The following is a 14333-nucleotide window of genomic DNA, read 5'->3' as shown; positions in this document are numbered from 1 at the left end:
TTATCTTCATCCTTTGTTTTATTTTGTTCGTCTCTTATTTTTAAATCGGATAGCTAAAATTGCTATTAGTCCAATTAATCCAATTCCAGCTATTAAACTTACTACAGATACTATAATCATTCAGTAGTCAATATTAGCATTATATGCTACTTGATCATTAATTTGAACAGGTGCATTTTGTAGAATTGAAGTTTTAATAATGACAACATGTGGTTTATTTGAGTCGTTGTCTCTAATAATAATCTTGTTAGATGTATTATCAAATTCAACAGTTACTAGATCTGAGATATTAAATCCAGTTGGTAAATAAGATTTAATAATTGGATCTTTTAGAATATCATGAACAACTTTAAGAGCTTCTGGTGATTTGTTTTCTACTTTCATTTCAACAGTTTTGATTCTTGTTGCCATATCTTGTAAATAAGCATGGTAAATATCTTGCCCTTCAGCAACTGTATATTTAACACTTACTTCATCTGCATTTGTTTTATAAACAATTGTAGTAGCTAGTTTAATTGATCCATCTTTTTGTTTTTCATACACTAATAAATCATTAGTGTTTGGATCAACTTCAACAATAGCATTCTTAGGATCGATCTTAACTCCGTTAACTTCGATCATACCATTACTATCTAATGGATATTTATTAGGATCATTTAATAGTTTTAAATATGCTGCTCCTAAATCTCCATCTGCTTTAATTACATCATCAATTGATACAAATGGAATACTTTCTTTTGAAACAACATTTGGATTAAAATCAATTTTTTGAACAAATCTTGATCCATCATCTCTTGCTCCAGATACCATAATGAATCCATCTTGAATTGATACAGTTGTATTTTTTAATTCAGATTCAGTTAAACCAATAGTATCTTTTAAGTGTTTAAACAACTCTTCATTAATTGGTAAGTTAGTATTCTTATCAATTAAATCAAACCCAACTTTAGCTTTTGATTTAAGCAAGTTTTCTAATTCTAATTGTTTAAGTGGATTCTTAAAGATTGATTTACCATTAGTAAATGGTAGATATTTATTATTATCAATAACAACAATTAATTGATTATTTGCTAAACGGATTTGTTTGTATTTAGCATTTTGTTTAGGATCATTAATAGCATGTTTGTTGTTGTATTCAGTTTCACTTACAACTGCAGGTTGGCTAAGATCATACTCTCCTACTCTGTTTAAGTTTTTAATCTTTTGATTAATTAAGTGAGCTAGTTTGTCTTCTATTGAGTTATCTACACCTAATACATCTGCAACTGAATATAATTCATAATCATTAATTACTTTAATAGCTTGATTAATGATAATGACTTGTGCTCGTTTTTGTTGATCAGTGTTTTTTCCTCTTAATACAACTTGATTCTTTTCAGGATAATATTGAATCGTTCAATCTTTAGTGAAATCAGTTTCAATATTAGCTGGGTTATTTTCATCACTATATTGATCTAAAATAAATTGTTTAATTCAAGCATTAGATCTTAAAGCTTGATTTAATTCTTTTTGATTTGGTTTAGCTTTATTAGGTGCATTTGCTATTTTAATTAATTGATAGATTTCTTTAGCTAAAACTGCATCATCTAAGAAGTTGTTATCAATTGTATAGTTAGGTGGTAATACAGTTGGAGTGATCGCTATAATAATTCGATTACCATCTTCTTGGTTATAGAATTCAACAGATCCATCATCTCGACTTATAACTTCTATCTTATCTGGATCAATACTAATGTTGTAGAAGTTGATTCTATTGTTTTCATCTCTTGGGAATTCATTTGGATCAACTAATTTAGCTTTAACTGCTTTAGCATAATCTCCATTGTGTGCTAATACTTGTTCATCTGTTGGTAGTTTTAAGTTAATATCTTTTTCTGTTGCTACAACAGGAACATTATTTAATACATAGAAGTATTTATGTTTATTATTTTCTGTTCTAAGTACTAAGTTAGATCCTGCACTTATACTTAAATAAAGTTCTTGATCAGTATTAATATTATTATCTTTCTTAATATCTTCTAATCATTGATCTAATTCTTTTTTATTAACTATATTATTATCAAATACTAAGTTTTGATTAGATTTAAGAATTTGATCTACAAGTTTCTTATAAGCTGTATTATCTTTGATTACTTCATTACCATCTAATTTAGAGAAGTTATAGTAAGTATCATGGATAATGATATATTCTTGATCATTCTTTGTTTTTAATGAAACATATCGTTTTCAAGGTTGAGCATCTTTATTTCTTGTGATTGTTGGATCATCAACTGGTATAAAGTTAAGATCAACTTTAGTAATGACTCCATCATTCTTAAGTTCTAGCTTGTAGTAGTTATATGGACTTGATAAGTCTTTTCTAGCTACACTTCGTGCAATTGCTCCTAAGATCAATTGGTCTGATGTTAGTTTATTTTCTCTATATAATCGAGCACGATCAATATTAAATGCTCTAATGATATCTTGTGGTTCAAATAAGAATGATGTAGGGTTTTCATAATCTTTAATGACTCGATCTACATTATTAATAACTAAGATCTTAGCATTATTAGGATTATTGTTATCAATACTGATTCGGTTGTTTTCTATATCATATCGAATCGTTGTAGCATTGAAATTAAATCAAATATCATCATCTTCAAAAGCAGACATTAATTTGTTCTTTAAGTAACTGTTTTGAATCATTTGTTCAGTTAACTTGACTTCTGTTGGTTCACCAAATGATAGTTTATTAATTGCTTGAACTAATTCATAAATAGCTTCTGGGTTTCGTTCATTAACATGCTCAGTTGCTTTTGAATCAATTAATGCTCGTTTTGGATATTGAGGGTTATCAGCAACTATTCTAGCTAAGATTTCAGCTGGATCTGTATTAGCTTTAATGATTGATATTGTATTATCATCATTAATTACTATATCAATTTCTTGTGGATTAACTTTTAATCCATCAATATTAATTAATCCATTACTATCCACTGGATATTTATTATTATCTTTAAAACTATTAAGAATTAATTCATTAACAGATAAAGTAGAGTTAATAATATCATCTTTAGTTGGTAAAGTAATATCATTTTGATCAATTAATTTAGGTAATTTAACACTTAATACTTTAATTGGGTTATTTAGATCGTTGAATAGAACAAATAATAAATAACCGTTGTAGTGTGTTGCTTGTAGTTTGTTGTAATCTTTATCATCACCAAACACACCTCTAACTACACTCTTAAGCTCAACGTTAGTAATCTTATTAATCTCATTAAATGTTTTTTGAGATCCTAATGCTTTAATTTGGTTATGTAATAGTACAAAGTTAGTGAAGCTTGGCTCTCTTTTAACTACTTGAGTTAAATCATAAACAAATAATGCTTTATTAGTATTATTTGAATCATTTACTGTGTAATTAATTACATAAGTATTAGGGTAATCAGGATATGGTGTATCTTGTGCACTAATATTATTTAAGTTAGAGTATGCACTTACTGTTTTAGTTTTAAAGTTAGGTGTTGCATTACCAATTGTATAACTCTTAACTAGCCTGTTTTCATTAATAACTTCATCTACTTTGTTTTTAACTAAATCTAATAAGTTGAAGTTATTATCAACTAATCTAAAGACATGGTTTTTATTAGTTGATAGTTCATTAGCATAAACGATCTTAGGTACATTTTTAATTAATAAGATTCTTGGGTTTTTATCTGATGGAGCATTATCACGAATAATAATCATATTCTTTGATCGATTATATTCAATTGTTGCTTTATCTAATGATCAATCATTATTAGTAATAGATTTAACAGTATTGTTGTAATCATCTAATATTTTCTTTAATAATGGGTTAGCTTTAATATCAGCTGTTAATTCTCTTTGTGTTTGTTTAGTTGGTTCTTGATTATCAATTAGATCAAATAATGCTTTAGCACTCTTAATATCTAAGAATCTGAAATCTTGACTTGGATTATCAGGAGCTGGTGAATCAACTCCAACACTATAATCTTTATAGATAACTGTTGTTGGTTTAGATGGAACAGACACTTGTTCATCATTAGCATCAACAATTACAATTCCCCCATCATCTCCAACTAATACTTGTTTAATTGGTAATGTTACTTTTTGACCACCAAAGTTAATTGTTGCTGGACTTCCAGATTGAGCATAGATTGCTGGGTTTTCTAACATCTTCTTAATTAAATCAGCATGTGATAAATCACTATTTAATACATCTGTTTCATTAGGTAATAAGATGTTAGCTTCAGGAACAATTGGTAAGCCATCTAAAACATATACAAATGGTGCATAAACAGATACTTTATTAGCACTATTCTTTTGTTCACGCTCTGATGTTTTGCTTCCAAATAAAACAAATACATCTTTACCATTAATTTGTTTTTTGATTACATAAGCTTTTTCAAGGTTTAAATTAGCTGCATGTTTACTTAGTGTTGGACTATTAACTTCATCAACTGGTTTAGCTTCTAAATAATTTAGTTTAGATCTTGTAGTTACAAAATCATTTAAATTATTATTAAAGTCATTTTTAACACTTACATGATCATTATTATATGTTCTTATATCAATTACATAAACAAAATCATTTTCTTTATTAGTTGCTAATTTAAATACAAATGAGTCTTTGTATTTAGAAGTTAAATCTTCTATTTGTTGAACTTGTTTAACACTTCAAGTATTAAATTCATCTTTAAGTTCAACACTTTGTGCTGCTAAATCTTTAGGTGCATCTGTTTTAATATATTGATCTAATGCACTTAATGGGTTTTTAGAGTTAAAGACTGGAGTTGAATTATCTACATATCCTTTAGAAGCATTGTATAGATTTTCAGCAATAACAACTTTTGTTACATTACTAAATACTAAACTAGAGTTTGCTGAACGTAAAATGATTTCGTTTCGTTCTTTGTTGTATTCTATAGAACGGTTGTTTTCAGATAATAATGATTCTAATTTTTGAGCTTTAATCACTTTATCAATAAAATCAACTTTAAAGATTGATTGGTTGGCTTTAGTTTCTCTATCTAAATCAACAAAACGAATGTTTTTGAGTTTTTCGTTTGTAGAATCTGCTGCAGAGTTCTTGTAGATGTTATATAAAATATTTCAAGTTTCAAATGGAGTTGCTTGTGTTTCTGATCACTCTACTACTTTAATATTAGGTAGATCGTTTGGCATTGTGATTGTAGCAACTACTTTGTTATCTTTAATAACTTCTACAATTCTACGATTTTCATTATTAGGATCAACTTTAGTTACATATTTAACATTAGGAGCATTTAAATTAATCTTATTACCATCTAAAGTAACTTCATTAGGGTTAAGAGTTTCTGCAAGTGATGGATTAGCTCTTATAGCTTCTTCATATTGCTGTTGAGCTAATTTCTTTAAAGCATTAGCTGTTGCATTTGCAACTTTTTCATCAAGTGTAGATCCTTCTACATTTGTAAGATCATCATTACTTAAAGTAAATGGTGCTTCTTGAACAGATGGAGTAATTAATTTAACAACTTTAGTTTTATTAGTTGCTTTATCAACTCCAACTAAAGCTAAATTATTACCACCAAGTACAATTTCAACATTTGATGGGTCTTTAAAGTCTAATGAATTAACAATATTTGTTAAGTCATCATTATTAACTTCTGAAGTTTTCTTTAATAAGTATTTAGGTTCTTTTTGAAGAACTTGCTTAACATCATTATAGAACTTAGTAAGGTTAGTAAAACTATGATTAATTAGATCTTTTTGTGTATAAGTTGTTCTGTCAACAAAGTATAAATTATCTTCAGTAGTTTCTGATTTAGAATCTTTGAATAAGAATGAGCCATCAGTATTTTTATTTACAAATGCAAATGGTTTAGTGAATGGGTATCCATTAATTTCTAAGTCATTTGGTTCTAATTCATTTAATTTTTTAAGAATTAAACTACTTAAGTCAAAGTTAGCTTCTACTGCTTCACCATATTTATATAATAGATGTTGACTTGTACCAATAGCATTTTCATTAGTTGCTGTTTTGATGATGTTACCGAAAATAAGAAGTACAGCTTGAGTGTCACTTCCGATCATGATTCGGTTTGTATCTTTATCAAAGTAAACTAAGAAATCAGCTGGGTGTTGAGTAATTTTGTCTTTAGCATCTGAATTTACATTGCTGTTTGCTAATAGTTTTACAATTATTTCATTGTCTTTGATTTCACTATATTTAACATTGTTGTCAGCACTTTTAGCTTTTAATTCTTCATATTTATGTTCAAAATCACTAACTTTTAAACCTTCTCTTAATGTATCTCTTGCTCCATCATAAGCATAGACGTTAGGAATGGCTTTTTTAGTTTTTAATGTTACTTTTGAACCAGAAGATCCTGAAACTATATATGAATATTGCTTTTTATCATCATCTCTTGTTACTTCAATGTTAGCTTCATTGGCTTTAATGTCTGTATGGAAAATTTCTCCACTTTGATCCTTTAACAATTTAATTAATGTATTGTTTAAAATTTTCTCAGCATTAATTAAATCAGGTCCAGATAAACCAATACTTGAAGCTAATTGTTTGATAGTAGGAATAGGTAAACTATTTGCATCACCATCAAATACTTTAGGTAAATTATGAATTATAATAACATGACCTAACTTAGATGTTTTGTTTGTTCCTTTAATGACAATTAATGGTTTGCCATCTTTTTCTACCTTAAATACTTTAGCTGTAGCTTTATCAATATTTCCATATAATGATGAGAATATTTCTTTAGATACTTCTTCAGGAATTTGAGTTGCTTCAACGGTTTGTTCTTGAGTTGTTATCTTTTTGGCTCAAGTATCAAAATCAATTACTTCTACAATTTCTTCTTCAGCATTAAACTTCTCTCTACCAACGTGATAGATATAGTTATCAATAACTGTGAATTGAGCAATAGCACTTCCTGGTTTTGAAACTAAACTATTATTGGCAATACCAATATTAGTTACTTTAATTTCTTTACTATCTGATGGTTTTTCAACAGTAATTCCATCTCATTTTAATTGATTAGTTGTATCGTTTTTAATCTTATCTAAAATGAAGTCCTGAGTACTCTTATCAGCAAGAACAATGTCTTTAGTTTCATAAATTTTCTCTGAACCTATAACACGGTTTACATTATAGAATACAACTGTTTTCTTTTGAGTTTCATTCTTAAGAATAATTTTGTTTGATTCTAAAAGATAACGGATTTTAATAGTTTCTCCGTCTTTTAAGAAATCAGCAGGTAAACTATCATCATTAGCTAAGAATGATGTTTTTCTCATTTCTTCAGATAAAGTTGTTTCTTGCGACTTGTCAGTTATTAATTTAAGTAATTGATAAGTTTGATCTGGATCTTTACTAATTGCATTAATAACACTAAAACTATCTTGTTCATATTCTGTTGGAAGAATAATGTTTACTGTAGTTTTATTACTTTGATCAGTTGATGTGATTTTTAAAGTGTCATCATCATTAAATTTAAATGATACTTTATCTTTATTGAATTTAAATGTTTCGGCAGGAGAATTTTTATTAGTACTAATAGTAAATTCATTACCACTATTTGCTTTTTTCTTATAGAAGTCTTCATAAGCCTTAACAACTGATGTTGTTTGATCTAATGCCTTAGCAATTTCATCAATAGATGGTAAATGGTTTATATTTTGAGAAGTATTATTATAAGCTTTAATAATCTTTGGTAAATTGTGTCCAACTAATAATTGATCATTTGTACTAAAGATTAATTTATCATCTTCTAATTGAACATCTACTTCAGATAAATTGATATTTTCTGAATATTCATTAACTATTGAATTTAATTCTTTATTAGCAAGTTCAGTTAGTTTAGCTGTTTTGTTTGTCTTTGTATTTAATAATTCAATGTTTTGTTGATATTTCTTAATTTCGAATATTTCTAAATTAAGAGATGCTGGGAAATCTAAGTAATTTGTTTTTAAAATGATTACAAATGGTTGATCAATTTTTGTTGGATCTTCAACTAAAATGTAACGACCTTCTTTAGTCGCTTTAATTGATTTATTATATTGATAAATACCATCAATTTTAGTGTTAACACCTTGTGTTATATTTTGAACTAATTTTGTTTCGAATAAATTAGCAATGCTCTCGTTAGCACCGGTTTTTAAAATTTGGTTAATAATCTCTTCTCTAGAAACTTTTATAGTTTCTTCATTATCAACAACACGAGTTACATTGGTAATAATTAATGCTTTAATTACTCTGTTTTGATCATCAAATAAACGAAGAATAATTCTATCCTTGTCACTGTGATTATTTGTTACTAATAAATGCTCTACACTAATCTTGCTTAATTGTGTAAAGACAGTACCTTCACCATATGCTTGTTTAATAGCAGATTGAACAATTTTATTTTTAAGGAATTGTTCAGTAATTTGTTTTTGTGGTCGTTTCTTAGTACTTGGATCTTCTTTGTTTTCATCGCTAGTATCTAAAGTACTATCAGCATCTTTTAACTTTTTAATTTCTTTTAATAATTCATACTTATCTAAGAAGTTGAAATCACTACTAATAGTGGCTAGTTTATATTCTGGTAAGTAGTCAAAATTATTAATTTCAAATAATCTAGTATTAGATCTATCAAAAACTTTAATTGATCTTGCAGATTTATCAATTTGAACTTGTGCTTCATTTCAAGCAACTTCTTGTCCAATCAATTTAATAGATTGATTTGAACTATTTCCTGAATCATCTAATTTATTCTTAACAGCATTATTAAATCTTGTTTCTTCGTCTCCAGTATATTTCAAGAAATCATAAACTGATGGAATAGCAATTTTAGAAGGGGCAACAACTTCAGGTAGGTTGTTGATTAAATAAACATTCTTAACAGAGTCCTTTGTATCAACTACTAAAATAACATTTTCATTACCATGTCTGATTGCTAAGAAAGTAGCACTTTCTGAGATACTATTTTGATCAATTAGATTTTTTGTTTCATCATATTTACTAGTTAATGAAGAATATGGTGTAGCTACTTTTTTGTTCTCTAACTCAGTATAGAAAGTTTTGAATTGTTCAGGATCAGTAACAAATCGTTTAGAGCTGATTAATTCAGATGGTTGTAGATGGTATTTAGTTGTATCTTTTACTATTAATCGTTTATTGTTATATGTGATTAAATAGAAATCGCCAATTTGTTGTACTCTTGGATTAGAATCTGCACCAAAATTAATTCCTGCAATTGTTGGCTGACTGCTTGAAGTAACATGTGCTTGAACTAATCTTAATGGACTTAAGTCATATTTTAATAACTCAGTAGATTTAAATCATTGTTCTGTTGTATCATCAATACTAATTGTAGTTTGTGAAGGAATGTTTGTTAAAGCATACCCTTTGTTAAGAGTAGTATTAATTAATCATAAAACATTTTTATTAGTATCTAAATATACTTTATCAAAATTGTGTTCACCAATTTTTAATTCAGGATATGCAGTAAGCACATTAGCTGACTTAATTGATTTCTGACCTTTTTTCTCTAATTCAGGTGCATCTTCTACTGCTTTTATAATCGCTTGTAGTTTAGCTAAGTTTTCTGCTTTATCTAAAGGAATAATATTATCAATTGGTTGTGAATCTACACTACCAATCTTTGTACCGTCTTGGATAATTAATTCAAGTTCACCACTTGCACTACCACTCATTTTAATTAAATTGATGTTTTTGTTATTGTCAAATCGATATGTATATCGAATAGTAGCAGGATCAAATTCTTTATCTGTAATTACAATCTTGCCATTTCTAATTTTGCTATTTAAAGCTTCTGTAATTAATTGATCTTGAACGTTTGTATTAAATGTAGGTGATTTATTAACAAAATCAATTGCTTCATATACATCTTTTCATTTAATACCTTCAGTTACATCGGTTGCAAAATCAGGTGATGATAAGAATAAGTAGTATTTTGGTTTTCCGTTTTCAGTTGCTTCAACAACGATCTTAATTCCAACTTTAAAGATTTTCTTTAAATCTTTACCAGCTAAAGTAGATTTAATGGCTTGAACATCAGGATTTTGAGCATAATTAGATATATCTTCTTTTTGATCAATAGTTTTTAGTTGATTAGAAACAAGATCTTTAAATTGATTAACATTATTAAAAATACGTGCATGAACTGCTTCATATTCTTCTAAGAAGACAACATTAATAACCTGATCACCAAATGTAATTCGTTTGTTCTGTGGATCATAGATCATTGTTTCGTTATCTTTAATAGAATAACCAAATGCTTTGTTATTTTTAACGATTTCACTTCGTTTATTTTGGAGAACAGATCGAATAGCTTTTAATGTATTCGCTTCATATTCATTTAAAATTTGTAATTCTGTGCTTAGGCTTGTTTGTGTGTTTTCAAAAATCTCATGGTTTGAAATTACTTTAGGAACATTATAAACAACAACTATTTTTGTTGTAGATTTCTTTGTTCCGTCTTCAAAAATAATCAATTTACCTTGATCTTTATTTAATTCAACAGTTGTTTTACTTGTAACATTGAAGTTGTAATTTCTAAGGTTTTGGTCAACTCGTTTTTGTTCATCAATTAAATCTCTTATTAACTGTTCTTTTTGTTGATCACTTAAAGTAGAGTTTTCAGCAAACCCTTGTCAGTATTTTAGTGTATGTTCATATTCTGTTGGTTTTGTATAATCTGTACCAATAACATTGATCATTGGTTTAGTATCAAAAATAGTGATTGATCCAAATGAGTTATCTACACCTTTATATAAACGAACAAATTCTCTTTTTTCCGTTTTATCAAAATCAAATTTAACTTGGTGTTCATCTAATGTTAAATTGCCATTAACATTCTTTGTGTAGTTGTAATCAAAGTTAAATTTCTTTGTCGTGCTATTAATTTTATCTTTAATAGCTTTTTCTAGATTACCATCTGCAGCTACAACTTCTTCTAAAGTTGGTAAAGTTAAGCTAATATCAGCTGCATTAGCAATATTTGGTATTTGTTGAATAGAAAGAATAGATAATATTGCTCTATTATTATCTGCATTTAATGGTCCTGATTTATTTTTTCTTAAACCAGCAATTACTAATTCTTTATTGCCATCTCTTTCAATAATAAATAGTTTTGTTGGATATGTATCATCGTTTAAATAATCTGGTTTAGTTTTTAAGAAACCAAATCCTTCATCAGCAACATCTGCTAATAATTTAGAAACTAATTTTGGAGCAACTAATTCAATTTCATTAATTGAAACACCATTTTCATATGTATTTTTATTACCTATTAAATCATAAACGGCTTTTCATTGACTCATTGGCACTGTTTTACTATATAGTTCATAAGCACGTTTTGAATCAATATAGTTAACATTATCATAGATTTTAACTTTGTTATCTTGTTGTGAATTTTCTGTAACTTCGTAAACAAAAGTTTTATAACGACGTTGTGCGTTATTTGGTCCATCATCTAAATTGTTTTTAACAGTTACACTAGTAGTGTATTGTTTACTATCTTTAGATAGTTTATAGTTGCCAAGAACTAAATTACCACTTGTTTTCTTTGAAACAATATCTTCAATTAATGCTTTATTGTTGTATTCATTTAATGAATTAGCACTATTATATTTACTTATCATTGCATCAACAATATTGTTTGGAATGCCACTAATACTGTTTTGAGACATATTCTTGAATACATCTTGAACTAAAGTAAGCTTAGGTACATTAGTGAAGATAACTGCTTCTTGAATATTTGGGTCTTTAATGATGATTAATCCTTCATCATAACGGTATTCAATTGTTCCTTGAGCAATTAAACCAGTATTAACTCTAATGAATTCATAATTTAATATTTGACTAGTTAATACTTTTGCATTTGGATTACTAGTATCAGCAGCTAAACTATCATATAAAGCAAAGAATTCTAATGATTGGTTATCTAAAGGACTTCATTTAGCTTTTTTAACTTGTGGAATGATTCCATTAGGGTTAGAAGCTAAACCTTTTTCAATTCTAATTTTTGTGAAGATGATGTCTTCACTACCTTCTCGTTTCTTTAATTCAATTAGGTGTTTGTTCTTTTCAATGTCAAAGTCGATTCTAGCAGATGAACTGTTTGAACCATTTGATGGTGAAGGATTAAAATCAAACTCATTACCATTAATGAACCCTTTGTTATTATCACCTTGTTTTCTCTTTAACTGCTTGTTTAAAATATCAATATAAAGTTCTTTTGATGATTTTGCATTATTTTTATCTTTTATTGAACTTTCAATTAGCTTATCAATACTTGCTTCAGTATCAAAATTATCAAAAGCTTCATTAGTTGTAATTACTCTTGGTAATCCATAAATAATTAATACTTTAGATGTAGGTGTTTCACGATCTGTATCAATAACAATAAATTTATCATTATTGCTTCGGTCAGATAATTTCTGGATAAATCTTTTAATTTTGGCTTTGTTCTTGTCAAAAATAGGTTGTTGATTAGATGAATCAGCTGTATCTTTGAATTGCTCAACAAAAGTACTAAGTTGATTTAACTTAACATCTTTAACATTTAAATAAACAGTTACAACATTAGCTTCGTTCTTTTCGTATTCAACTTTATCTTTGAATACTTCAATATCCCCATTTGCACTATAAAATTTATTACGGTTTAAAGCGTAAATAAATCTTTCAATACCGTCTGTTGTAGCTACTTTAACTTTATAAACTTCAAACTTAGCGTTTTTATCATACAACTTCTTGTCTTCTTCAGTTATTTCTGCTTTAGAAACATCGCCTGAAACAAACACTGATCCAACTTGGTTATCTTTAGCTAAAGTTAATTTTTCAACTAATAAATCTTGAATAATTTTTTTGAACTCTTTATTATTAAATTCAGTTTTTTGAGCTACTTCATCAATTGAAATTAATGGTTTATTATGATTTGGATTAGTAGTATCTTTAAACTTCATCAATGAATCGATTGTAATGATGTTAGGAATATTTTCTAACACTAATACTTTACGAGCATAGTTAGAATCATCAACAATTACAATTCGGCTCTTAGCTGAGTCATAATAAATCTTTGAAGCGATTGCAGAAATTTTATATTGAGCTAATAATGAGTTATAAAGTTTATTTTCAACAACACTACTTAATTGAATAGCATTTTCTAGTCCATTACCTTTAGCAGTAATTAATTCTAAGAAACGTGAGATTTCTTCTAGATCGTATTGGTAAGGATTCTTAGTATCAGCTTTAGCCGCATCTACAGAACGATCATATTTAATATATTGATAACCGGTTTTAGATGGTGTAATCAACATTGTTTTATTACCATCATTAACTTCGATAGTTCCATCAACAATAATTTTAACTTTACCATCTTTTTGATTAATATTGTTTTTAACTAAAATATTGTTGAATACTCTATCTTTTGAACTATTTCTAATCTTCTGGAAGACAGCTTCAGCATAGTCAAAATTAGCAGCTTCAACTTCTTCATAAGTTGGCAGCTCAGCTTGTAAGTCATCATATTTATAAACAATTGGTAATTTATCAATTACAAATGTAACGTTTTGTAAATTTTTATCAGTACCATTAACAATAATTAACTGCTCATTATTAACAGTTAATTTAGCAAGAGAAATATTACTTAGTGCTGGTTCATTTAAGCTTTGAATAAATGTTCTAATCTTAATAAAAGTGCTTTCATTAAGTTTATGAAAACTATTTTCTTTTAAAGTTTCTAAGAAGTTAGTATAGTCTTGCAAGTGAGTATATTGGTAAACACCATTTTCATCTAATGTTTCAAAAGCGTGTCCAATCGGAATTTTTCTTGTATAATATCCAGCACTATCAAATAATGTTTTGGTAGCACTATTATCGTTTTTCTTAATCTTTAATGAACCATTATTTTGATCTGGTTCACCTTCAATAACTCAACCAGTAGCAGCACTATAAACAGTTCCACTTATAGTAACGCCTTTGTCTAAAGCTTCCTGTACTGTCGCTTTAATATTAAAGTTATTTCTGACTAAATCAAAAATAGTATAGAAAGTGTTTTCCGTTTTAACTGTACCAACATTAGAATCGTCAGCATTGTTATACACAATCTCTGCTGAATTAAATTCTAATAAATCATTAGCATTTGGTTTACTAACAGCATGTAACAAAGAGTTTAAAGTTTTTGAGTCTTCATTTTTGTTTGACAACTCATTACCTAACACTCCAGCAACAGCACCAGCTGCTGCTAAACCAATAACTCCAACAACTGTATTAATAGTTTGTTTTTTGTTAATTTTGGTTTTTTATTACGGTTGTTCATAATTTC

At 27.6% G+C, this 14333-nt stretch carries 1 protein-coding gene; it reads right to left on the bottom strand.

The window, feature by feature from the left end:
• Nucleotides 1–18 precede the first annotated feature (18 nt).
• A complete protein-coding gene (locus tag JM47_RS03270) occupies nt 19–14214 on the bottom strand; it encodes a GUMAP protein (protein ID WP_208894948.1) in 14196 nt (4731 codons plus the stop codon).
• Nucleotides 14215–14333: the final 119 nt, after the last annotated feature.

This window comes from Ureaplasma diversum, assembly GCF_000941095.1.
In the GTDB taxonomy this organism is placed as follows: domain Bacteria; phylum Bacillota_I; class Bacilli_A; order Mycoplasmatales; family Mycoplasmoidaceae; genus Ureaplasma; species Ureaplasma diversum.
Note: the sequence above shows the minus strand (reverse complement) of the source record. Positions and strands in the feature narration are given on the sequence as shown.